Source organism: Streptomyces sp. NPDC002742 (genome assembly GCF_042888885.1).
In the GTDB taxonomy this organism is placed as follows: domain Bacteria; phylum Actinomycetota; class Actinomycetes; order Streptomycetales; family Streptomycetaceae; genus Streptomyces.
Genome location: NZ_JBIAQF010000006.1, coordinates 310,681 through 332,661 on the forward strand (window position 1 = coordinate 310,681; position 21,981 = coordinate 332,661).

The window sequence follows — 21,981 nt, forward strand, 5'->3', positions numbered from 1 at the left end:
CCGATGAACCGACTCGCTCCGACGATCGCGCGCGGCATCGCCCGGGTCACCGAGTCCGCCCTCGGCCCGTACCAGAGCGCCGTGCTCCGGATCGGTCTCGCCACTACCTGGCTGCTGTTCCTTTTGCGCGAGTACCCGCACCGTCAGGAGATGTACGGGCCCGACGCGCCGTGGAGCTGGGACCTCGCCCAGCGGCTCGTCGCGAGCAACCACGCCTTCACGGTCCTGATGTGGTCCGACGGCCAGGTGTGGTTCGAGATCGTCTACGCCCTCGCCGTCCTCTCGAGCGCCCTGCTGCTGGTGGGCTGGCGGACCCGCGCCGTGTCGGTGCTCTTCATGATCGGCGTGCTGTCCCTGCAGAACCGAAGTGTCTTCGTCGGGGACGGCGGGGACAACGTCCTGCACCTGATGGCGATCTATCTCGTGTTCACCCGCTGCGGCCGGGTGTGGTCCCTCGACGCGCGGCGGGACGGCCTCGCCCGCGAGGCACACGCGCGTGGCGAGCGGACCGGACCCGACCGAACGGGCCCCGCGCTGTGGGCGGGGCTCGGGGTCGTGCTGGCGGTGGCGACGTGCGCGGGACGGATCGACGGAGGCGTCCTGGGCGGCTGGCTCACGGTCCTGTGGGGGCTGTGGGCGGTGCAGGCCCTGTGGTGGACCGCCGGTCGCGTCGCCCGTACCGCGCAGCCGCGCGTCCTGCTGGACGTCGTCGCCGACCTCGTGCACAACGCGGCCTTGATGATCATCATGGCCGAGGCCTGCCTGATCTACGCGACCGCCGGCTGGTACAAGATCCAGGGCTCGCGCTGGCAGGACGGCACCGCCGTCTACTACCCGCTCCACCTGGAGTCCTTCTCGCCGTGGCCGGCCCTGTCCGACCTGCTGTCCGCCCACGGCACGATCGTGATGCTGGTGACGTACGGGACGGTCGCCGTGCAGGTCGCCTTCCCCTTCACCCTGTTCAACCGGCGGGTCAAGAACGTCCTCCTGGTGGCGATGATGACCGAGCACGTCGTGATCGCCGTGGTCCTCGGGCTGCCGTTCTTCTCGCTCGCGATGATCGCCGCGGACACCGTGTTCCTGCCGACGTCTTTCCTGCGGCGCCTGGGCGGACGGGTGGCACGCGCGCGTGACCGGCTGTTTCCGGGCCGCGGCCGTACGGTCCCGGGGCCCCGGGAGCCCGAGCCGGGCGTTCCGGAGGAGGCCGGGCACACGCACGTAGGCTTCACCGCATGAACGACCCGGTACGTGCCTGGCGCCAGCTCGCCGACGACTCCGTCCTGCTCGACGGCTTCCACGCCCTCAAGCACGCGGTGCGCTTCGGGGCGCGCGTCCCGGTCGCCGTCACGACCGACCGGCGGGCGGCCCTCGAACTGGCCGACGAACTCGCCCCCGACGTACGCGCCGTTCTCGACGAGCTCCTGACCGAGGTTCCGGAGGCGGCGTACACGGCCCTCGTGCCGCGACCGCACCCCACCTCGGTGGCCGCTCTCGCCGTCCGTCCCTCCCGCGCCGCCAACCTTGAGACGCTGGCCCGCACGCCCCGCGCCACGCCCGTCGTCGTCCTCGACAATCCGCGCAACCTGGGGAACGCGGGCGCCGTGATCCGGCTCGCCGCGGGGTTCGGCGCGACCGGAGTGGTCACGACGGGCACGCTCGACCCCTGGCACCCCACGGTCGTACGCGGTGGGGCCGGCCTGCACTTCGCGACCGCCGTGGAGCGTCTTGCGGTGGACGAACTGCCGCCGGGCCCGGTGTTCGCGCTCGACCCGGAGGGCGAGGACATCCGCGGTTCGAAGCTTCCCGACGACGCCCTGCTCGCCTTCGGCTCGGAACGCAGTGGTCTGTCCGCCGAACTACGCGCGCGTGCCGACCACTTGGTGTCCCTGCCGATGCGCCCCCAGGTCTCCAGCTACAACCTCGCGACCAGTGTGGCCATGACGCTGTTCCACTGGAGCGCCACCGGGGGCACACCCGCGTAGGGCTCACGCCCTCGGTCTCACGCCTCCCGGCGCACCTCGACCACCCGGAAGCGGTTGGCCACGAACGCCCCGTCGCACAGCGCCGCGTTGGCCGCGCCGTTGCCGCCCGAGCCGTGGAAGTCCGAGAACGCTGCGGTCTGGTTGACGTAGACACCGCCCGTGAGGTTCAGGGAGAGCTGGGCGCACTCCTCCAGGCAGGCCTCCCGCACCTCGCTCTCGAACGCCTCGTCGGTGGTGTACGCGCCGACGGTCATCGCGCCCTTGTCCCTGATGGTGCGGCGCAGCAGTTCCACCGCGTCCGCCGCCGAGTCGACCGCGACGGCGAAGGAGACCGGCCCGAAGCACTCGCTCATGTAGGCGGCCTCGTCGCCGGCGTCCTCGGCGTTCTCCCAGTACTTGCGCGCGCCGTCGAGCTTCACGATCACCGGCGAGCGCACGACCGCGCCCGGGAACTCGGGGTTATCGATCTGCCGTGAGGGCAGGGCGACTTCGCCGAGTTCGGCGGCGGCCTCCAGGCGGGCCTTCACGTCCGGGTTCACGATGGCGCCGAGCAGCGCGTTCGCGCGGGCGTCGTCACCGAGGAGTCCGCCGACCGACTTCGAGAGGTCGGCGACCACCTCGTCGTACGACTTGTGGCCCTCGTCCGTGGCGATGCCCTCGCGCGGGATCAGCAGGTTCTGCGGGGTGGTGCACATCTGGCCGCTGTAGAGCGACAGCGAGAACGCCAGGTTGGACAGCATCCCCTTGTAGTCACCGGTCGACTGCACGATCACCGTGTTGACGCCGGCCTTCTCCGTGTAGACCTGCGCCTGGCGGGCGTTGGTCTCCAGCCAGTCGCCGAAGGCGGTGGAGCCGGTGTAGTCGATGATCCGGATCTCGGGGCGGGTGGCCAGCGTCTTCGCGATGCCCTCGCCGGGACGCTCGGCGGCGAGCGCCACCAGGTTCGGGTCGAAGCCGGCCTCGGTGAGCACCTCGCGCGCGACCTGCACGGTCAGCGCGAGCGGCAGCACCGCGCGCGGGTGGGGCTTCACCAGGACCGCGTTGCCGGTGGCCAGGGAGGCGAACAGGCCCGGATAGCCGTTCCACGTCGGGAAGGTGTTGCAGCCGATCATCAGCGCGATGCCGCGCGGGACGGGCGTGAACTGCTTGGTGAGCGTGAGCGGGTCGCGCTTGCCCTGGGGCTTGCTCCACTCCGCGGTGTCGGGGGTGCGGACCTGCTCCACGTACGCGTACGCCACCGCTTCCAGGCCGCGGTCCTGCGCGTGCGGGCCGCCCGCCTGGAACGCCATCATGAAGGCCTGGCCGCTGGTGTGCATGACCGCGTGCGCGAACTCGTGGGTGCGGTCGCTGATCCGCTTGAGGATCTCCAGACAGACCATGGCGCGGATCTCCGCCCCCGCGTCGCGCCAGGCGCGCATCCCCGCGCGCATGGCGGGCAGCAGGGCGTCGATGTCCGCGTGCGGGTACGAGACGCCCAGCTCGACGCCGTACGGCGACACCTCGCCGCCGACCCAGTCGTCCGTGCCGGGCTGGCCCAGGTCGAGGCGGGTGCCCAGGAGGGCGTCGAAGGCGGCCTTGCCCTCGGCCATGCCCAGGCTGCCGTGCTCGCCGTACGCCTTGGGATGCTCGGGATGGGGGGACCAGTACGCGCGGGTGCGGATCGCCTCCAGCGCCAGATCCAGGGTGGGCCGGTGCTGGGCGATCAACTGGTGCGCGGTGAGTTCGGCGGCCATCAAGGACCAACTCCTCGTCTCTAGAGCTCCTCGTCGAGCTCGCGAGCTGGGCAGGAATGGACAGTCAGGGTTAGAGTAACCGAACGATCGGTCGGGACAAGGGGGTCCGCCGCATCTGTGGAAAACGCCGTGCGGGAGGATCGCGCACATGACAGCACTCGACCTCAGCAGCCCCGTGGCAGTCGTCGGCACCGGCACCATGGGCCAGGGCATCGCCCAGGTCGCGCTGGTGGCGGGCCACCCCGTGCGGCTCTACGACGCGGCCCCCGGGCGTGCCGCGTCGGCGGCCGAAGCGATCGGCGCCCGGCTCGACCGGCTCGTCGCGAAGGACCGGCTCACCGGCGCCGACCGAGATGCCGCCCGCGCCCGGCTCCAGCCGGCCACGAGCCTCACCGACCTCGCGGACTGCGCGCTCGTCGTCGAGGCGGTCCTCGAACAACTCGACGCCAAGCAGCGGCTGTTCAGCGACCTCGAAGACATCGTCGAGGACGACTGCCTGCTCGCCACCAACACCTCCTCGCTGTCCGTCACGGCCATCGGCGGCGCCCTGCGCAACCCGGGCCGCCTCGTCGGGCTGCACTTCTTCAACCCGGCGCCGCTGCTGCCCCTGGTCGAGGTCGTCTCCGGGTTCGCGACCGACGTCACCTCCGCCACGCGCGCGTACGAGACGGCCCGCGCCTGGGGCAAGACGCCCGTCGCCTGCGCGGACACGCCCGGCTTCATCGTCAACCGCATCGCGCGGCCCTTCTACGCCGAAGCCTTCGCGGTCCACGAGTCCCAGGCCGCCGACCCCGCCACCATCGACGCCGTCCTGCGTGAGTCCGGCGGTTTCAGGATGGGCGCCTTCGAGCTCACGGACCTGATCGGCCAGGACGTCAACGAGTCCGTCACGCACTCCGTGTGGCAGTCCTTCTTCCAGGACGTGCGCTTCACGCCCTCGCTCGCCCAGCGACGGCTCGTCGAGTCGGGCCGGCTCGGACGCAAGACGGGGCACGGCTGGTACGACTACGGGGACGACGCCGAGCGGTCCGAGCCGCACACCGCGGAGAAGGCGCAGCCGCCCGCCTACGTCGTCGCCGAGGGCGACCTGGGCCCCGCCGCCGACGTCCTCGGCCTGATCCGCGAGGCGGGCATCCAGGTCCGGGAGGACGAGGAGGACCACGGCACCCGCCTGGTGCTGCCGAGCGGCGGCCAGCTGGTCCTCGCCGACGGCCAGACCGCGGTCGAGTTCCGCGACGTCGTCTACTTCGACCTCGCGCTCGACTACCGCAGGGCCACCCGGATCGCCCTGTCGGCGTCCCAGGACACCGCTCCCCAGACGCTCTCCGAGGCCATCGGCCTCTTCCAGGCGCTGGGCAAGGACGTCAGCGTCATCGGGGACTGCCCCGGCATGATCGTCGCCCGCACGGTGGCCCGGATCGTCGACCTCGCGCACGACGCGGTCGCCAAGGGCGTGGCCACCGAGGAGGACATCGACACCGCGATGCGCCTCGGCGTCAGCTACCCCCTGGGCCCCTTCGAGTGGAGCCGCCGACTCGGCACGAACTGGTCGTACGACCTCCTGGACGAACTGCACGTACGCGACCCCTCCGGGCGCTACGCCCCGTCGCTGGCGCTCTACCGCCACGCGTACGCCGACGAGAAGCGGGAGGGCACCCAGTGACCACCGCCAAGCGGGACACGTACACCCCCGAGACGCTGCTGACCGTCGCCGTCCAGGTCTTCAACGAACGCGGCTACGACGGCACCTCCATGGAGCACCTCTCCAAGGCCGCCGGCATCTCCAAGTCGTCGATCTACCACCATGTCGCCGGCAAGGAGGAACTGCTGCGGCGCGCGGTGAGCCGGGCGCTGGACGGCCTCTTCGAGATCCTCGACGAGGAGCACGCGCGCGTGGGGCGTGCGGTCGAGCGCCTGGAGTACGTCGTACGGCGCATGGTCGAGGTCCTCACCTCCGAGCTGCCCTACGTGACGCTGCTGCTCCGGGTGCGCGGCAACACGGCCACCGAGCGCTGGGCCCTGGAGCGGCGCCGCGACTTCGACCACAGGGTCGCCGAGCTTCTGAAGGCCGCCGCCGCCGACGGGGACGTACGCGGTGACGTGGAGGTCCGGCTCGCGACCCGGCTGGTCTTCGGAATGATCAACTCGCTCGTGGAGTGGTACCGCCCCGACGCTCGGGGCATGGGCGCGCGGGAGGTGGCCGACGCCGTGGTGGTGCTGGTCTTCGGAGGGCTCCGGCGGGAGTCGTGAGGCCCGGGAGCCGGGCGGTGCCGGCTTCGGGGCGGGAGTCGTAGGGCCCGGAGGTCCGCCCGTGCCGGGCGCGCGAGTGGTGAGGCCCTACGGGTCCGGGGGCGGGGTCGGGGTCGGGCAACCGTTCGGCGCGGGCCCGGGCCCCATCAGCCCTCCGGCTCCAGGTCCTCCTCCTCGAAGACCAGCAGCGTCCGGCTGCTGAGCACCTCCGGGATGGACTGGAGACGGGTGAGCACCAGTTCGCGCAGCGCCCGGTTGTCCGGCGTGTGCACCAGAAGAAGCACGTCGAAATCCCCGCCCACCAGGGCGATGTGCGAGGCCCCGGGGAGCACCCTCAGCCGCTCCCGCACCGTGCGCCAGGAGTTCTGCACGATCTTGAGGGTGATGTACGCCGATGTGCCCTGCCCGGCGCGTTCGTGGTCGACGCGCGCCCCGAAGCCACGGATCACACCGTCCTCGATGAGGCGGTTGATCCGCGCGTAGGCGTTGGCCCGCGACACATGGACCCGTTCGGCCACGGAACGGATGGAGGCACGGCCGTCCGCCTGCAGCATGTGCAGGATGTCCTGGTCGATCGCGTCGAGCGGACGGGCGGGCGGTGCGACGGGGCCGGCCTCCGGCGGCTCGGCCATTTGTTCAGGTGCCATGTCCCCCCGCCTCCCTACCATGGACGTACTGCGTCCATCTCAGGCTGTGCAGAACCGTTTGTCCACAGCCTGGCGGTGCCTGTAGCCAAAATGTGCCGACGACCGAACAATCGGTAGGTGAGGCGCATCACACCCGTGACGCGCCTGAAGCCGCTCCCACGAGGAGGTGCCGTCATGACGGTCATGGAGCAGCGAGGGGCCTACCGGCCCACGCCGCCGCCCGCCTGGCAGCCCCGCACCGACCCCGCGCCGCTGCTGCCGGACGCGCTGCCCCACCGCGTCCTCGGCACCGACGCGGCCGCGCAGGTCGATCCGGCCCTGCTGCGCCGTCTGCACGCGGAGCTGGTGCGTGGCCGCCGCTACAACGTCCAGGCCACCGCCCTCACCAAGCAGGGCCGTCTCGCCGTGTACCCCTCCAGCACCGGACAGGAGGCCTGCGAGGTCGCAGCCGCGCTCGTACTGGAGGAGCGCGACTGGCTCTTCCCCAGCTACCGCGACACCCTCGCCGCCGTCGCCCGCGGCCTCGACCCCGTCCAGGCCCTCACACTGCTGCGCGGCGACTGGCACACCGGCTACGACCCGCACGAGCACCGCATCGCCCCCCTGTGCACCCCTCTCGCGACCCAGCTCCCGCACGCCGTGGGTCTCGCGCACGCCGCCCGCCTCAAGGGCGACGACGTGGTCGCGCTCGCCCTGGTCGGCGACGGCGGCACCAGCGAGGGCGACTTCCACGAGGCGCTGAACTTCGCCGCCGTATGGCAGGCGCCGGTCGTCTTCCTCGTGCAGAACAACGGCTTCGCCATCTCCGTCCCGCTCGCCAAGCAGACCGCCGCCCCGTCGCTGGCCCACAAGGCCGTCGGCTACGGGATGCCGGGCCGACTGGTCGACGGGAACGACGCGGTGGCCGTGCACCAGGTCCTGAGCGAGGCCATCGCCCACGCGCGCGCGGGCGGCGGTCCCACGCTCGTCGAGGCCGTGACGTACCGCATCGACGCCCACACCAACGCCGACGACGCCACCCGCTACCGAGGCGACTCCGAGGTCGAGACCTGGCGCGGCCACGACCCCATCGTGCTGGTGGAGCGGGAACTGACCGAGCGCGGTCTGCTCGACGAGTCCGCCCTGCGGGCGGTGCGCGACGACGCCGAGGCGATGGCCGCGGACCTGCGTGAGCGCATGAACCAGGACCCGGTGCTCGACCCCATGGATCTGTTCGCCCATGTATATGCCCAACCCACTACTCAACTGCTTGAGCAGGAGAGCCAGCTGAGAGCGGAGCTGGACGCCGAGGCGGACGGCACGCTCGGAGCGGGCCCGCACGGCCCGGAAGGAGCCGGGCGATGACCACCGTTGCCCTCAAACCGGCCACCATGGCGCAGGCGCTCGGGCGCGCCCTGCGCGACGCCATGGCCGCCGACCCGACCGTCCATGTCATGGGAGAGGACGTCGGCACCCTCGGCGGCGTCTTCCGGGTCACCGACGGGCTCGCCAAGGAGTTCGGCGACGACCGCTGCACGGACACCCCGCTCGCCGAGGCGGGCATCCTCGGCGCGGCGGTCGGCATGGCCATGTACGGCCTGCGGCCCGTCGTGGAGATGCAGTTCGACGCGTTCGCCTACCCGGCGTTCGAGCAGCTGATCTCGCACGTGGCGAAGATGCGCAACCGCACACGGGGCGCCATGCCCCTGCCCATCACGATCCGCGTCCCCTACGGCGGCGGCATCGGTGGCGTCGAGCACCACAGCGACTCCTCCGAGGCCTACTACATGGCGACCCCGGGCCTCCACGTCGTCATGCCCGCGACCGTCTCCGACGCTTACGGACTGCTGCGCGAGGCCATCGCCTCGGACGATCCGGTCGTCTTCCTGGAGCCCAAGAGGCTGTACTGGTCGAAGGATTCCTGGAACCCGGACGAGCCGCCGGCCGTTGAGCCGATAGGCCGCGCGGTGGTGCGGCGCTCGGGCCGGAGCGCCACGCTCATCACGTACGGGCCGTCCGTGCCCGTCTGCCTCGAAGCCGCCGAGGCGGCCCGGGCCGAGGGCTGGGACCTCGAAGTCGTCGACCTGCGCTCTCTGGTGCCGTTCGACGACGAGACGGTCGCGGCATCGGTGCGGCGGACCGGACGAGCGGTCGTCGTGCACGAGTCGGGCGGGTTCGGCGGACCGGGCGGGGAGATCGCGGCCCGCGTCACGGAGCGCTGCTTCCACCACCTGGAGGCGCCGGTGCTGCGGGTCGCCGGGTTCGACATCCCGTATCCGCCGCCGATGCTGGAGCGGCACCACCTGCCCGGCGTCGACCGGATCCTGGACGCCGTGGGGCGTCTGCAATGGGAGGCGCAGAGCTGATGGCACAGGTGCTGGAGTTCAAGCTCCCCGACCTCGGGGAGGGACTCACCGAGGCGGAGATCGTCCGCTGGCTGGTGGAGGTCGGCGATGTCGTCGCCGTCGACCAGCTCGTCGTCGAGGTCGAGACGGCCAAGGCGATGGTGGAGGTCCCCTGCCCCTACGGCGGCGTGGTCACCGCCCGCTTCGGCGAGGAGGGCACGGAAATGCCCGTGGGGGCACCGCTGCTGACCGTCGCCGTGGGCGCCCCGGCCGGGGACGGGGACAGCCCGCTCGACGAGGACGACCGGAGCGACGAGGGCTCCGGGAACGTGCTGGTGGGTTATGGCACGGGAGCGCCTCCGGCGCGGCGCAGGAGGGTACGGCCCTCCGGCGGAGTCGCGGCCGATGGCATCGCGGCCGGTGGCCGACGGCCGGCCGGCGGCGCGGCGGTGGCACCGTCCCCGGCGGGCACGGGTACCCATCCCGCCCGGCCCGAGCCGGGCCGCACCGAGCCCGTCGGCGCCGCGCGGCCGGCTGCGCGAGGCCAGGAGCCGACCGCCCGGAACGGCGTCGCCGCGACGCGAGGTGACGGCCCCGTGCCGGTCATATCGCCCCTCGTGCGCCGGCTCGCCCGGGAGAACGGCGTGGATCTGCGGGAACTGGAGGGCTCCGGCCCCGAGGGGCTCATCCTGCGGGCCGACGTCGAGTACGCGCTGCGTGCCGCGGCGACCGGCCGGCTGCGATCGTCCGCCACCGTGGAACCGCACCACGCTCCGGCGGCCGGACCCGGCCCCGACGCACCCCTCGCGGCGCCCTCGTACGACCGCGCCCCGGCGTCGGCTTCGGTCACCTCGTACGCGGACATCGCGGCGGTCGTGCCCGGTGCGGCCGGTGTCTCCCGGAGCACCACCCCGCAGGGTGTCCGGATCCCCCTCCGGGGAGTCCGTGGCGCCGTCGCCGACAAGCTCTCGCGCAGCCGGCGTGAGATCCCCGACGCGACCTGCTGGGTGGACGCCGACGCGACGGAGCTCATGCGGGCACGCGGGGCGATGAACGCGGCGGGCGGCCCGAAGATCTCCCTGCTCGCCCTGCTGGCCCGGATCTGCACCGCGGCGCTGGCCCGCTACCCCGAACTCAACTCGACGGTCGACATGGACGCCCGCGAGATCGTCCGCCTCGACCAGGTGCACCTGGGCTTCGCGGCCCAGACCGAGCGGGGGCTCGTCGTCCCCGTCGTACGGGACGCGCACGCACGGGACGCCGAAGGGCTGAGCGCGGAGTTCGGCCGGCTGACCGAGGCGGCCCGGACCGGGACGCTGACGCCCGCGGACCTCACCGGCGGCACCTTCACGCTGAACAACTACGGCGTGTTCGGTGTCGACGGCTCCACACCGATCATCAACCACCCCGAGGCGGCCATGCTCGGCGTCGGCCGCATCATCCCCAAGCCCTGGGTGCACCAGGGCGAGCTGGCGGTGCGCCAGGTCGTCCAGCTCTCGCTCGCCTTCGACCACCGGGTCTGCGACGGCGGTACGGCGGGCGGTTTCCTGCGGTATGTGGCGGACTGCGTGGAGCAGCCTGCGGTGCTGCTGCGGACTCTCTAGCCCCCGGAGGATCCGGTCACCCCCGATTCCATGCCGTGCCCGGGGGTGGCACCGATCCTTCGGGCGCCATACTCGGGACATGACCGCGTACGAGTCCGAGGGCGCGACCGGACGTCCGGGCAGCTCCGGCCCGCCAGGCACCCCCGGTGCCGACGCCGCGTACGACGCCGTGGTGCTCGCGGGCGGTGCGGCTCGTCGGCTCGGCGGCGCGGACAAGCCCGGCGTACGGGTGGGCGGCCGGGCGCTGCTGGACCGGGTGCTGGCCGCGTGCGCCGGTGCCACCCGCACGGTCGTCGTGGCCGAACCCAGGTCCACCGCGCGCCCCGTGGAGTGGGCCCGCGAGGACCCGCCGGGCGGGGGACCGCTCGCCGCGCTGGACGCCGGGCTGCGGCACACCACGGCGCCCTGTGTCGTCGTGCTCTCGGCCGATCTGCCGTTCCTTGAGGAGCAGACGGTAGGGCGCCTGCTGGACACCCTTCGCTCCGGCGGCACCCACGAGGTCCGTCCCGCTGCCGAAGAGGCCCGCCCGGCCCACGACCGTCCAGGCGTCCACCCCGACGGCGTCCTCCTCAGCGACCCCGACGGGCGGGATCAGCCCCTCGTGGCCGTCTACCGCGCCGACGCGCTGCGCCGTGAACTGGCCGAGCTCGCCGCCGCGCACGGGGGACTCGGCGGGCTGCCGCTGCGACGGCTCGTCGCCGCCCTCGACCTCACTCGTATCTCCGACCCCGTCGCGTCCTTCGACTGCGACACCTGGGACGACATCGCCACCGCCAGAGCACGCATCAGGGAGCATGGCCACGTGCTGGATGAATGGATTTCCGCAGTCAAGGACGAACTGGGCATCGACCTGGACGTCGACACCGGCGTTCTGCTCGACCTGGCCCGCGACGCCGCGCACGGGGTGGCCAGGCCGGCCGCGCCACTGACCACGTTCCTCGTCGGATACGCGGCCGCGCTGGCCGGCGGAGGGCCGGAGGCGGTCGCCGACGCCTCTCGCAAGGCCGTTGCGCTCGCGCTCCGCTGGGCCGACGAGGACACCCCCGACGCCGAACCGGACGCCGCCGACTCCGCGTCGCCCACCAGTTCCACCACCCCTACCACCCCCACCACGCCCGTCGGCGCCGCCTCGACGGCCCCCGCCACCGAGCCGGACGCCGGATGACCGCCGCCCGCTCCACCCGGGAAAGCGCGGACAGCAAGGACAGCAAGGACAGCAAGGACAGCAAGGACAGCAAGGACGCCGACGACTTCGACGTCGAGGAGGCGCTCGCCCTGGTCAAGGGAGCCGGTGCCCGCCCGCCCGGTGAGCCCGGCCGAGCGGACGGCGCCGCCCTCAGCCCCCGGGAAACCGACCGGACGGCCGTTCCCGTGCCCGACGCGCAGGACAGCGGCAAGGGAGCGCACGCCCATCACCGGTCCACCCCGTGGCCCGAGGCACGAGCCGTCGCCGAGCGGGCCGCCCGCTCCCTCCCGAGCCGTACCCCCGTTTCGGTCCCCCTGGAGACCTCCCTCGGCCTCGTCCTCGCCGCCCCCCTGACCGCGCTCACGGACCTTCCCTCCTTCGACACCTCCGCCATGGACGGGTGGGCGGTCGCCGGACCCGGGCCCTGGGACGTGCGCGAGGACGGCGTACTCGCCGGGCACGCGGAGCCGGAGCGGCTCAGCGACGGTGAGGCGGTCCGGATCGCCACCGGGGCGCGGGTCCCGCGGGACGCGACCGCCGTCCTGCGCAGCGAGCACGGCCGTCTCGACGACAAGGGGCGGCTGCACGCGAGCGGCGCGCAAGCGCCCGGCTCCGCCCGCTCCCGGGGAATCCCGGCGATCGCGCACGGTCAGGACATCCGCCCGCGCGGCCAGGAGTGCCGCAGCGGCGACCAGTTGTTGCCGCTCGGAGTGCTGGTCACCCCCGCGGTGCTGGGCCTCGCGGCGGCCGCCGGGTACGACACGCTCGCCGTCGTCCCCCGCCCGCGCGCCGAAGTTCTTGTCCTCGGCGACGAGTTGCTCACCGAGGGACTGCCCCGGGAGGGACTCATCCGGGACGCGCTCGGCCCCATGCTGCCGCCGTGGCTTCGGGCGCTGGGAGCCGAGGTTGTGGCGGTACGCCGGCTCGGCGACGACGCCAAGGCGCTGCACAGGGCGATCACCGGCTCCCGGGCCGACCTGATCGTCACCACCGGAGGCACCGCGGGCGGCCCCGTCGACCACGTCCATCCCACGCTGCGCCGGATCGGTGCCGAACTGCTCGTGGACGGCGTCAAGGTGCGACCGGGGCATCCGATGCTGCTGGCCCGCACTCGGGAGGACCAGTACCTCGTCGGGTTGCCCGGCAACCCCCTCGCCGCCGTCTCCGGACTGCTCACGCTCGCCGAGCCGCTGCTGCGGACGCTGGCCGGACGCGCGGCCCCGGAGGCGTACACGCTGCCCCTCAAAGAGGCCGTGCAGGGGCACCCGTACGACACCCGGATCGTCCCGGTCTCGCTGCGCGGCGACCGGGTCGCGCCGCTGCACTACAACGGCCCGGCGATGCTGCGGGGCATCGCCGCCTCCGATGCGCTCGCGGTCGTACCGCCGGGCGGTGCGCGGGCCGGCCAGGAACTGGAACTCATCGATCTGCCGTGGGCCACCGCGGGGATCGACGCGTGCTTCGTCTGAGCCGGTCGAGGGCGGGAACGGCATGAATCCGAGCGGGGAGTGTTTCACGTGAAACCTCCGGGCCATGGCTCGACCTCCGGGCCGTGGCTCGATGGGTCGCCAGGTGGACGGATGTCGCGTGGCCCATCGGGTGGAACCGCCGCAGAAGGTCGTGGAGCGTCCGGTCCGGCAGGTCGCCGAAGAGACCGGTGATGGCGCTGCCGGTGCTCGTGGTCGATCAGCGGGTGGGTACTGCCTGTCTGATCGAGATCACGCGGTCTCCGGCCTGGAGGCTTGCGGCTTGTGGCTCGGTGTAGTCGAAGACCGCCTTCCGGCGCACGACGGCCACGACCAGATCCGTGCACTCCCGAGCTGAGCGACCGACCTCGTCCACTGCCACTGGACGCTCCACGAGGTCGAGGCCGCTCCCGTAGGTCATCAGATTCTCCAGAGTGTCCGCCACATGGGGGTTGACCATGGACGCACCGAGGAGGCGCCCCGCGGAACTGGAACTGGTGACGACCGTGTCGGCTCCGCTCTGCTTCAACAGCGGAACGTTCTCGTCCTCTCGCACCGCGGCGACGATGGTCGCGCGCTTGTTGAGCTGGCGCGCGGTAAGGGTGACCAAGGCTGCGGTGTCGTCGCGCTGCGGGGCAACGATCACCTGCGCAGCACTCTGCAACTCGGCCTTTCGGAGGGTGTCGGATCGGGTGGCATCTCCGAGTACCGACACCAGCCCGTCACTGCCGGCGGCCTCCGCGGCCTTCCGTTCCGGGTCGACGACGACGATCTTGTCTTTGCGGATGCCCTGCCCCAGAAGCGTCTCGATGGCCTGCCGGCCCTTGGTCCCGTAGCCGACGACGACCACGTGATCTCGCATGCGGGAGCGCCAGCGATGGACACGCACCTGTTGGCGGGTGCGCTCGGTGAGCACTTCGAGCGTGGTGCCGACCAGGATGATCAGGAAGACGACGCGCAGCGGCGTGATGACGAAGATGTTGATGAGCCGGGCGGTGTCGCTCACCGGGGTGATGTCCCCGTATCCGGTGGTGGAGAGGGTGACGGTCGCGTAGTAGGCGGCATCGAGGAAGTCGATGGTGCCGTCCGCGTTGTCGTTGTAGCCGCCGCGGTCGAGCCACACGACGAGCGTTGTGACGAACAGGACCACCAGGGCCATGGCCAAGCGCCGTAGGACCTGCTGGAGAGGGGGCACGCTGCTCTCGACGGGCATCGTGATGGAACGTCCGGCCTCGGCATCGTCCAGGGCCTCGGCCCGCGACCGGTACCAGAGGGACCGGAGGATCGAGAACTTCCCGGTCTTGGAGGGTGTTTGCTTCTCGTCGTTCATTGCCTGTCCCTGCGGCGGCGATCCAGCGGGTCCGCCACCATGATTCCGGATCAAGCGGGATCATTGGCGCAGGGAGCGCTCCAGGTTGATTTTCGAATGCCTGACGCAACCCCGCAGGCCCTCGCGGTCCTCCGGCATCGATTCCGGTCCAGGAAGATCACACAGCCGAAAAGCCGGGAGAAGGAGTCCCCCCAACGCGCTCGCCGCACAAGGACGTTGTCCGTGTTCCAAAGGGTATTTTCAAGAAAACGCTGGAGGACGGCCTTGCGGGATCACACCGTCGTTGTCGGCTTCGGAACCAAGGGACGGTCGGCCGTCGAGACGGTCTGTGCGACCGGGCTCAGGAAGGATCAGGTCGTGGTCGTCGACCCCAGCCCCAGGGTGGTCGACGCGGCGGCGGCCGACGGGTACGCGGGAGTGATCGGGGACGCCACGCGCAGCGATGTGCTGACGCGTGCCGAGGTCCACAGGGCGCGGCAGATCATCATCGCCACCCAGCGGGACGACACCGCGGTCCTGGTCACCCTGACGGCCCGGCAGCTCAATCGCGGGGCGAAGATCGTCGCCGCCGTCCGCGAGGAGGAGAACGCGCCGCTGCTCCGGCAGTCCGGCGCCGACGCGGTCATCACCAGCGCCAGCGCGGCCGGCCGGCTGCTCGGGCTCTCCGTGCTCAGCCCAGCCGCGGGCAGGGTGATGGAGGACCTGATCCATCAGGGCAGCGGGCTCGACATCGTCGAGCGGCCAGTGACAAAGGCAGAGGCGGGCAGGGGTGTCCGGGAGACCGCCGACCTGGTGGTCAGCGTCGTAAGGGGGCATCGCGTGCTCGGATACGACGATCCGGAGGTCGGAACACTGCAGTTGACCGACCGGCTGATCACGATCGCGCGGGTCACCCGGGCCACCGGGAAGGCACCGGGTGTTCGGCCCCTGCCGCAGGAATAGGCGGCGCCTCTCAGGAGTAGCGTCCCTCTCATGTACGCGATCACGATTCCTGAACCTGGTGGGCCCGAGGCGCTGGTGTGGGACGAGGTTCCCGACCCGGTGGCGGCCGAGGGCGAAGTGCTGGTCGAGGTGGTGGCCGGCGCCGTCAACCGAGCCGATCTGCTGCAGCGGCAGGGCCTGTACAACCCGCCGCCCGGGGCGTCCCCCTACCCCGGACTCGAATGCTCGGGGCGCATCGCCGCGGTCGGTACGGGCGTCCTCGGCTGGGCGGTCGGCGACGAGGTGTGCGCGCTGCTCTCGGGCGGCGGATACGCCCAGAAGGTCGCCGTCCCGGCCGGGCAGCTGCTGCCCGTGCCCGCGGGCCTGGACGTCCGGCAGGCGGCGGCGCTGCCCGAGGTGACGTGCACCGTCTGGTCGAACGTCTTCATGGTCTCCCACCTGCGCCCCGGTGAGACCCTGCTCGTGCACGGCGGCTCCAGCGGCATCGGCACCATGGCGATCCAGCTGGCGAAGGCCGTCGGCGCGAAGGTCGCGGTCACGGCGGGCACCAAGAAAAAGCTCGACTTCTGCGCGGAGCTGGGCGCGGACATCCTGATCAACTACCGCGAGCAGGACTTCGTCGAGGAGATCAAGCGGGCCACCGGCGGGGCGGGTGCCGACGTCATCCTCGACAACATGGGCGCCAAGTACCTCGACCCGAACGTGCGCGCCCTCGCCGTCAACGGCCGGCTCGCCATCATCGGCATGCAGGGCGGCATCAAGGCGGAGCTGAACATCGCCGTTCTCCTGAACAAGCGCGCCGCCGTCAGCGCGACCTCGCTGCGGGCCCGGCCGCTCAGCGAGAAGACGGCGATCGTGGCGGCCGTACGGGAGCACGTGTGGCCGCTCATCGACTCCGGCCGGGTCCGTCCCGTCATCGACCGCGAACTGCCGATGAGCGACGCGGCAGGGGCGCACCGGGTGCTGGAGGAGAGCAGCCACATCGGAAAGGTGCTGCTGGTCGCGCCTTAGGCGCGTAGTGCCCCTGCCCGGGCTCCGGTGGAGCGCCGGGCCCCGCTTCCGGGGACGTGCTGCGGGCGCCCGGGAGCGGACTCCGGCAGGCACCGGGCGGGGTGCCGTCGGCCCGTGAGAACAGGCCGACGGGGCGGGAAGAGGGGCGCCAGGCGTACCTCTTCGGTGCGGCGCCTCAGCCCGAGACCGGCGACGAGGCGTACCGCTTCCGCGCCGGGCGCCTCAGCCGCGTCGTGCCCGCAGCGCCAGGAACGCCAGTCCCAGTCCCAGGCCGATCAGGATCAGGCCGCTGCCCAGCGGGAGGATCGCCAGAGTCGGCTCGGGCGTGGAGCCGGGGCCCACGACGCTCTGCTGGACGGGGACCGCGTCGTCGCGCGAGGGGTCGGGGGGCGTACTCGGCTCCGTGAGCCCGGTGTCGGTGTCGGCGGCGGGAGCGGTGTCCTGGAGGTCCGGGGTGTCCTGGCTGTCCGGCTCCGTGCGGCCGGGCCGTACGCGTCCCTCGCCCGCGAAGCTGCCCGCACGGGAGGGGTCCGCCGTAAGGGTGGGCCGTGCGGGATCGGAGGCGGCGGGGCCGGCGGCGTCCGGGGCGGTGGTCCCTTCGGCGGACGGAGCCGACGCGGTGGCCGACGACGGGGCGGTGGACGAGGGGGGCCCGGAGCTCGCGGGGGTGGACGAGGGGGACCCCGAGCTCGCGGGGGTGGGCGAGGCGGTCCCTGAGTGCGCCGGGGTGGGCGAGGCGGTCCCTGAGCGTGCGGGGGTGGACGAGGCGGTCCCTGAGCGTGCGGGGGTGGACGAGGGGGCGCCGGACGACGGGGCCCCGGCGCGTGCGGAGGCGTACGGGGGAGCTGCCGCGGAGCTTGTGGGGGCGGTGCTCGCGAGGGGGCCGGCGCCGTTCAGCAGGGCGGCCGCCAGCAGTCCGGCCGTGGGCAGGGTGCGCAGCCATGGAGTCACCTCGGTGACCCCCTCCCGGTACGGTTCGCCAAGACGGGTGCCGTGATCGACGAAACAAGCCTCACATGACGCCGTGATCCCGGCATCTCGACAGAAAGTGACCTCGTCCGCGCACTTCAGGGGCCGTGGGACGGCGTCTCCTCGCGAACTGGGCCGTCGTACGTGGTGGATCACCGTGTACGGGGGGCACCACCGTGATGGAGTACGTGGGTGCGAGAGAATGGCGGCATGGAGATGCCGAGGAACGAACGGTCGCCGGAGAACCCTCAGATCCTGGTTGTCGGCCAGGACGGAATGGCTCTCGGCGGCACCGGGGACGAGGACTCCCGCGAGATCCCGGTGACGGAGATGGTGGAACAGCCCGCCAAGGTGATGCGCATCGGCAGCATGATCAAGCAGCTGCTGGAGGAGGTGCGCGCCGCACCTCTGGACGAGGCCAGCCGTGTCCGGCTCAAGGAGATCCACGCGAGTTCCGTGAAGGAGCTGGAGGACGGTCTGGCCCCGGAGCTGGTGGAGGAACTGGAGCGGCTCTCCCTGCCCTTCACGGACGAGCAGACCCCCAGTGACGCGGAACTGCGGATCGCGCAGGCCCAGTTGGTGGGCTGGCTGGAGGGACTCTTCCACGGGATCCAGACGACCCTGTTCGCCCAGCAGATGGCGGCCAGGGCGCAACTGGAGCAGATGCGCCGCGCGTTGCCGCCGGGTGTCGGCGGTCTGGAGGGTGACGAGGACCCCCGCACGGGAGGCCGCTCGGGCGGACCGTACCTGTAGTCACGGGGGTCGCCGAGCAACCCCCGTCACCCAGCGAGCCAAGGTCACCCCGACCGGAAACGGGCCCGGCACCGAAGTGCCGGGCCCGTTTCCGTTCCCGATTCCGCTGCCGAGGCGCTCGGACCGTGGTGACTGCTCAGGCCGTACGGACAGTGCGTGCGGGCCGCCTGAACCGCTCCGAGCGTTCGGGGGCGCTTCAGGAGGGGTTGCCCGACGACACCTTGAGCTCGATCTCGGGCATTTTCTTGGGGTCGACGTTGTCGCCGGCGGAGGGGAACTGGTCCATGACCGTGTCCTCGCCGTACGTGTTCTCGTCCACCCGCGTGATCTTCATCTGCCAACCGGCGGCCTGGAAGCAGGACTTCACCGAGGTGAGGTTCTTGAAGTGGAAGTCCGGGACCTGGATCTTGTCCGGGTCGTCGTAGGCCTCCTGCGGGGCCGTGCACTTCTCGGTGTCGATCTTCTTCGACGTGTCCGGACCCTTGTGCCCCTCGACCACGGTGGGCGACTGGCTGGTGCTGCTGCCGCCGCCCTTGTTGTCGTCGCCGCTCCCGCCGTTCATGATGAGCGCCGTGATCAGCCCGCCGATCGCGATGAGCGCGACCACGACCGCGCCGATCACGACCGCCTTGTTGCTCCCGCCGCCGCCCGGGCCGCCGGGGGCGTGCTGGGGCGAAAGGTTGTACGGCGGCGGGGTCGACGTGCCGTGCTGCGGGGGGTACGCGGAGGTCTGCGGCGGGGTCGGGTAGCCGCCCTGCTGCGGGTAGCCGTAGGCGGGGGCGGGGGTCGGCGCGCCGTACGGGCCCGGCTGGTACGGCGTCTGTACGGGGCCGGGTGCCGGGGTGCCCTGGTCGACCGGCGGGAAGACGGCGGAGCCGACGCCCGAGCCGCTCGGCGTCTGCGCGCCCGGCACGATGTTCGGCGCGGCCGCCTGGAACGACTGGGCGACGCGCAGGCACTCGTCCCGCATGATCTCGGCGCTCGGGAAACGTTCGTTCGGGTTCTTCTTCAGCGCGCGGGCGATCAGCGCGTCCACCGCCGGGGGCAGCGAGCGGTTGACCGAGGAGGGCGCGACCGGCTCCTCCTGGACGTGCGCGTAGGCGATGGCCAGCGGCGAATCCGCCTCGAACGGCAGCCGCCCGGTGACGAGTTGGAACAGCATGATGCCGACCGAGTACAGGTCCGACCGGGCGTCGACGCCCCGGCCGAGTGCCTGCTCCGGGGAGAGGTACTGCGGGGTGCCGACGACCATGCCGGTCTGCGTCATGGAGGTGACGCCGGACTGCATGGCGCGGGCGATGCCGAAGTCCATGACCTTGACGACGTTGCGCTTGGTCATCATCACGTTGCCCGGCTTGATGTCCCGGTGGACCAGGCCCATCTCGTGGCTGATCTCCAGGGCGGCCAGCACGTCCGCGGTGATCTTCAGGGCCTTGTCGGCGGGCATCGCGCCGTACTGCTGGATGTCCGCGTCGAGGACCGAGCCGAGCGGCTTGCCCTCGATGTACTCCATGACGATGTACGGCGTCGTGATGCCGTCGAGGTCGTCCTCACCGGTGTCGAAGACCGAGACGATGTTCGTGTGGGTGAGCTTGGCCACCGACTGGGCCTCGCGGCGGAAGCGCTCGCGGAAGGCCTGCTCGCGGCCGAGTTCGGTGTGCAGCGTCTTGATCGCGACCTGGCGGTCGAGCACCGAGTCGTAGGCGAGATGCACCGAGGCCATACCGCCCTCGCCGAGCAGATCGCGCAGCTGGTAGCGGCCGCCGGCGACCGCGCGCCCCGCGTACCGGCCCTGTGCGCCGTCCTGGCTCATCTTCTGCGTCCCCCGCGGCCGTGATCGATTGGCTTATTCCGGGCCAAGTCTGCCCGAGGGCACGGACACGTCAAGCTCGGTGCCCGTTCCGTGACCGTCTGAGAAAGAAGCGTCGCGGAAGCGTTACAGGTGGCGTACGGCCGGTACACGGGATTTGCACGCACGGACCTCCGACGGGTTGGATGGCCGGTCCATCTCACGCTCATCTCGGACCGGCGCCCCGCGCGGAGCCTGTAGCGTGGCCCGACGGAGACCGTAACAACCACCGCGCAGACCGCGGGCAGAAACGACGGCGAGGACTGATGGCACAGCAGCAGCGCGCTCAGGGCCCGTCCGACCCCGAGGCGACTGGCGGCGGTATGTCAGATGCGCCGGAGATGTGGGGTAACGGCGGGCTGGTCGGCGACGGCCGGTATCGGCTGACGCACAGACTCGGCCGGGGCGGTATGGCCGAGGTGTTCGCCGCCGAGGACGTGCGCCTGGGGCGGACCGTGGCGGTCAAGCTGCTCCGTTCCGACCTGGCCGAGGACCCCGTGTCCAAGGCGCGTTTCACACGCGAGGCACAGTCGGTCGCGGGGCTCAACCACCATGCGGTCGTCGCCGTCTACGACTCCGGCGAGGACGTGGTCGGGCACGGTGTCGTTCCGTACATCGTGATGGAGATCGTCGAGGGTCACACGATCCGCGATCTGCTGATCAACGCCGAGGCCCCCGGGCCCGAACAGGCGCTGATCATCGTCTCCGGCGTCCTGGAGGCGCTCGCCTACTCGCACCAGCACGGCATCGTGCACCGGGACATCAAGCCGGCGAACGTGATCATCACGGAGACCGGCGCGGTCAAGGTGATGGACTTCGGCATCGCGCGCGCCCTGCACGGCGCGCAGTCGACGATGACCCAGACCGGCATGGTCATGGGCACCCCGCAGTACCTCTCCCCGGAGCAGGCGCTCGGCAAGGCCGTCGACCACCGCTCCGACCTGTACGCGACCGGCTGTCTGCTCTACGAACTCCTCGCGCTGCGGCCCCCGTTCACCGGAGAGACGCCGCTGTCGGTGGTCTACCAGCACGTCCAGGACATCCCGATGCCTCCCTCGGAGGTCTCGGGCGAGGTGCCGCCGGAGCTCGACGGGCTCGTCATGCGCGCCCTCGCGAAGGATCCGGACGACCGGTTCCAGACCGCCGAGGAGATGCGCGGACTCGTCCAGTACGCGCTGCAGATGCTGTACGACCAGGGCAGTCACACAGGCACCTGGAACACCGGCCCGGTCACGATGCACGAGGGCCCGCACGGCCAGTCGTCCGGTTTCGCCGGTACGGCCGCGCTGCCGCACCCCGGTGACTACGGCACCACGCAGATCCCGGCACCGCTCATCCCGTCCTACGGGGGCGGCGACGACGGCGGCTTCGAGGGACACGGCAACCAGGGCGGCGGCCGCGGCAAGCTGTGGATCCTCGCGGTCTTCGCCATGATCGCCATCGCGGCGGGTGTCGCGCTGGCGCTCAACAACACCGGCAACAGCGGGGGCACGGGGACCGGCACCACGCAGTCGCCGGCCGCCACGCACTCCAGCAAGAGCGACGCCTCCACCGAGCAGCCGACCGACACACCCACGGACCAGTCCACGGACGACACCTCGGACGACTCGACCAACACCGGCGACGGCACGGGCTACACCCCCTCGTACCAGCCGACCCCGAGCGCCACCAGCGAGCCGCCGACGGACGAGCCGACCGACCAGCCGACGAAGACCAAGCCGACCCCGACGGCCCCGACGGGCGAACCGAGCACGCCGCCGACGGATCCGGAGACCAGCGATCCGGCGGGCGGCGGCACCGAGTCCCCCGCCGCGGGGACCCTGGGCTGACCTGGCCTCGGTTGACCTGACCTGATCCGGCAGGGCCGGACGGATCCGGGAAGAGCACACCTTTCCGCGCGCGGGGGCCCACGACGGGTTTCCGCGCGCGGCTCTT

At 71.9% G+C, this 21,981-nt stretch carries 17 protein-coding genes and 1 pseudogene; 13 read left to right on the forward strand and 5 right to left on the reverse strand.

Annotated elements, in window-relative coordinates; genetic code table 11:
• Positions 1-3: 3 nt before the first annotated feature.
• Together ACFYW8_RS13075 and ACFYW8_RS13080 are read left to right on the forward strand one after the other, a co-directional pair.
• A complete protein-coding gene (locus ACFYW8_RS13075) occupies positions 4-1,236 on the forward strand; it encodes an HTTM domain-containing protein (RefSeq protein ID WP_389072024.1) in 1,233 nt (410 codons plus the stop codon).
• Entirely contained in the window at positions 1,233-1,982 is a 750-nt protein-coding gene (locus ACFYW8_RS13080; protein WP_365869300.1) for a TrmH family RNA methyltransferase, read from the forward strand. The genes ACFYW8_RS13075 and ACFYW8_RS13080 overlap by 4 nt, the downstream gene beginning before the upstream one ends.
• Before the next feature lie 17 nt (positions 1,983-1,999).
• On the opposite strand, the gene paaN is transcribed toward ACFYW8_RS13080, so the two are convergent.
• On the reverse strand, positions 2,000-3,715 hold the full coding sequence (gene paaN / locus ACFYW8_RS13085; protein WP_389072028.1) for a phenylacetic acid degradation protein PaaN: 1,716 nt from the start codon (positions 3,713-3,715) through the stop codon (positions 2,000-2,002).
• A gap of 148 nt (positions 3,716-3,863) precedes the next feature.
• On the opposite strand from paaN, the gene ACFYW8_RS13090 reads away from it, so the two are divergent.
• A complete protein-coding gene (locus ACFYW8_RS13090; RefSeq protein ID WP_365869298.1) occupies positions 3,864-5,378 on the forward strand; it encodes a 3-hydroxyacyl-CoA dehydrogenase in 1,515 nt (504 codons plus the stop codon).
• Positions 5,375-5,965: a TetR/AcrR family transcriptional regulator gene (locus ACFYW8_RS13095; RefSeq protein WP_365869297.1), complete on the forward strand. Its 591-nt coding sequence runs from the start codon at positions 5,375-5,377 to the stop codon at positions 5,963-5,965. Before ACFYW8_RS13090 ends, ACFYW8_RS13095 begins: the two co-directional genes overlap by 4 nt.
• A 146-nt stretch (positions 5,966-6,111) precedes the next feature.
• Here the strand turns inward: ACFYW8_RS13095 and ACFYW8_RS13100 are convergent, their stop codons facing one another.
• Positions 6,112-6,612, reverse strand: a complete 501-nt coding sequence (locus tag ACFYW8_RS13100; RefSeq protein ID WP_328554491.1) for an Lrp/AsnC family transcriptional regulator — start codon at positions 6,610-6,612, stop codon at positions 6,112-6,114.
• 174 nt (positions 6,613-6,786) lie between these two features.
• Between ACFYW8_RS13100 and pdhA the strand changes: the two genes are divergently transcribed.
• The 5 genes from pdhA to ACFYW8_RS13125 all read left to right on the forward strand — a co-directional run bounded on the left by pdhA (position 6,787) and on the right by ACFYW8_RS13125 (position 13,195).
• A complete protein-coding gene (pdhA, locus tag ACFYW8_RS13105) occupies positions 6,787-7,956 on the forward strand; it encodes a pyruvate dehydrogenase (acetyl-transferring) E1 component subunit alpha (protein WP_365869296.1) in 1,170 nt (389 codons plus the stop codon).
• On the forward strand, positions 7,953-8,957 hold the full coding sequence (locus ACFYW8_RS13110; protein ID WP_365869295.1) for an alpha-ketoacid dehydrogenase subunit beta: 1,005 nt from the start codon (positions 7,953-7,955) through the stop codon (positions 8,955-8,957). Before pdhA ends, ACFYW8_RS13110 begins: the two co-directional genes overlap by 4 nt.
• Positions 8,957-10,540, forward strand: a complete 1,584-nt coding sequence (locus ACFYW8_RS13115; protein WP_389072547.1) for a dihydrolipoamide acetyltransferase family protein — start codon at positions 8,957-8,959, stop codon at positions 10,538-10,540. Before ACFYW8_RS13110 ends, ACFYW8_RS13115 begins: the two co-directional genes overlap by 1 nt.
• Positions 10,541-10,619: 79 nt before the next feature.
• On the forward strand, positions 10,620-11,705 hold the full coding sequence (locus tag ACFYW8_RS13120) for a DUF6457 domain-containing protein (protein WP_389072044.1): 1,086 nt from the start codon (positions 10,620-10,622) through the stop codon (positions 11,703-11,705).
• A complete protein-coding gene (locus ACFYW8_RS13125; protein ID WP_389072048.1) occupies positions 11,702-13,195 on the forward strand; it encodes a molybdopterin molybdotransferase MoeA in 1,494 nt (497 codons plus the stop codon). The genes ACFYW8_RS13120 and ACFYW8_RS13125 overlap by 4 nt, the downstream gene beginning before the upstream one ends.
• A 217-nt stretch (positions 13,196-13,412) precedes the next feature.
• Here ACFYW8_RS13125 and ACFYW8_RS13130 read toward each other — a convergent pair whose 3' ends face one another.
• The gene (locus ACFYW8_RS13130; RefSeq protein WP_389072552.1) at positions 13,413-14,405 is read right to left on the reverse strand and encodes a potassium channel family protein; all 993 of its coding nucleotides are present in this window, start codon (positions 14,403-14,405) and stop codon (positions 13,413-13,415) included.
• A 366-nt stretch (positions 14,406-14,771) separates the two neighbouring features.
• On the opposite strand from ACFYW8_RS13130, the pseudogene ACFYW8_RS13135 reads away from it, so the two are divergent.
• Positions 14,772-15,464 (forward strand): annotated as a pseudogene (locus tag ACFYW8_RS13135) (potassium channel family protein); the annotation flags it as partial.
• Between the two features lie 30 nt (positions 15,465-15,494).
• A complete protein-coding gene (locus ACFYW8_RS13140) occupies positions 15,495-16,475 on the forward strand; it encodes an NAD(P)H-quinone oxidoreductase (protein ID WP_365869290.1) in 981 nt (326 codons plus the stop codon).
• Positions 16,476-16,697: 222 nt separating this feature from the next.
• On the opposite strand, the gene ACFYW8_RS13145 is transcribed toward ACFYW8_RS13140, so the two are convergent.
• Complete coding sequence (locus ACFYW8_RS13145) at positions 16,698-17,426, reverse strand: hypothetical protein (RefSeq protein WP_389072055.1); 729 nt, start codon at positions 17,424-17,426, stop codon at positions 16,698-16,700.
• A gap of 228 nt (positions 17,427-17,654) precedes the next feature.
• Here ACFYW8_RS13145 and ACFYW8_RS13150 point away from each other — a divergent pair, with 228 nt between their 5' ends.
• Entirely contained in the window at positions 17,655-18,197 is a 543-nt protein-coding gene (locus ACFYW8_RS13150) for a bacterial proteasome activator family protein (protein ID WP_356783732.1), read from the forward strand.
• A 196-nt stretch (positions 18,198-18,393) separates the two neighbouring features.
• On the opposite strand, the gene ACFYW8_RS13155 is transcribed toward ACFYW8_RS13150, so the two are convergent.
• A complete protein-coding gene (locus ACFYW8_RS13155) occupies positions 18,394-20,010 on the reverse strand; it encodes a protein kinase (protein ID WP_389072063.1) in 1,617 nt (538 codons plus the stop codon).
• 302 nt (positions 20,011-20,312) lie between these two features.
• Between ACFYW8_RS13155 and ACFYW8_RS13160 the strand changes: the two genes are divergently transcribed.
• On the forward strand, positions 20,313-21,875 hold the full coding sequence (locus tag ACFYW8_RS13160) for a protein kinase (protein WP_389072068.1): 1,563 nt from the start codon (positions 20,313-20,315) through the stop codon (positions 21,873-21,875).
• The last annotated feature ends 106 nt before the right edge of the window (positions 21,876-21,981 follow it).

Coding starts and splice junctions, on each gene's coding strand:
- ACFYW8_RS13075 (WP_389072024.1), top strand. CDS start 4: ATGAACCGACTCGCTCCGACGATCGCGCGCGGCATCGCCCGGGTCACC.
- ACFYW8_RS13080 (WP_365869300.1), top strand. CDS start 1,233: ATGAACGACCCGGTACGTGCCTGGCGCCAGCTCGCCGACGACTCCGTC.
- paaN (WP_389072028.1), bottom strand. CDS start 3,715: ATGGCCGCCGAACTCACCGCGCACCAGTTGATCGCCCAGCACCGGCCC.
- ACFYW8_RS13090 (WP_365869298.1), top strand. CDS start 3,864: ATGACAGCACTCGACCTCAGCAGCCCCGTGGCAGTCGTCGGCACCGGC.
- ACFYW8_RS13100 (WP_328554491.1), bottom strand. CDS start 6,612: ATGGCACCTGAACAAATGGCCGAGCCGCCGGAGGCCGGCCCCGTCGCA.
- pdhA (WP_365869296.1), top strand. CDS start 6,787: ATGACGGTCATGGAGCAGCGAGGGGCCTACCGGCCCACGCCGCCGCCC.
- ACFYW8_RS13110 (WP_365869295.1), top strand. CDS start 7,953: ATGACCACCGTTGCCCTCAAACCGGCCACCATGGCGCAGGCGCTCGGG.
- ACFYW8_RS13115 (WP_389072547.1), top strand. CDS start 8,957: ATGGCACAGGTGCTGGAGTTCAAGCTCCCCGACCTCGGGGAGGGACTC.
- ACFYW8_RS13120 (WP_389072044.1), top strand. CDS start 10,620: ATGACCGCGTACGAGTCCGAGGGCGCGACCGGACGTCCGGGCAGCTCC.
- ACFYW8_RS13125 (WP_389072048.1), top strand. CDS start 11,702: ATGACCGCCGCCCGCTCCACCCGGGAAAGCGCGGACAGCAAGGACAGC.
- ACFYW8_RS13130 (WP_389072552.1), bottom strand. CDS start 14,405: ATGCCCGTCGAGAGCAGCGTGCCCCCTCTCCAGCAGGTCCTACGGCGC.
- ACFYW8_RS13140 (WP_365869290.1), top strand. CDS start 15,495: ATGTACGCGATCACGATTCCTGAACCTGGTGGGCCCGAGGCGCTGGTG.
- ACFYW8_RS13150 (WP_356783732.1), top strand. CDS start 17,655: ATGGAGATGCCGAGGAACGAACGGTCGCCGGAGAACCCTCAGATCCTG.
- ACFYW8_RS13155 (WP_389072063.1), bottom strand. CDS start 20,010: ATGAGCCAGGACGGCGCACAGGGCCGGTACGCGGGGCGCGCGGTCGCC.
- ACFYW8_RS13160 (WP_389072068.1), top strand. CDS start 20,313: ATGGCACAGCAGCAGCGCGCTCAGGGCCCGTCCGACCCCGAGGCGACT.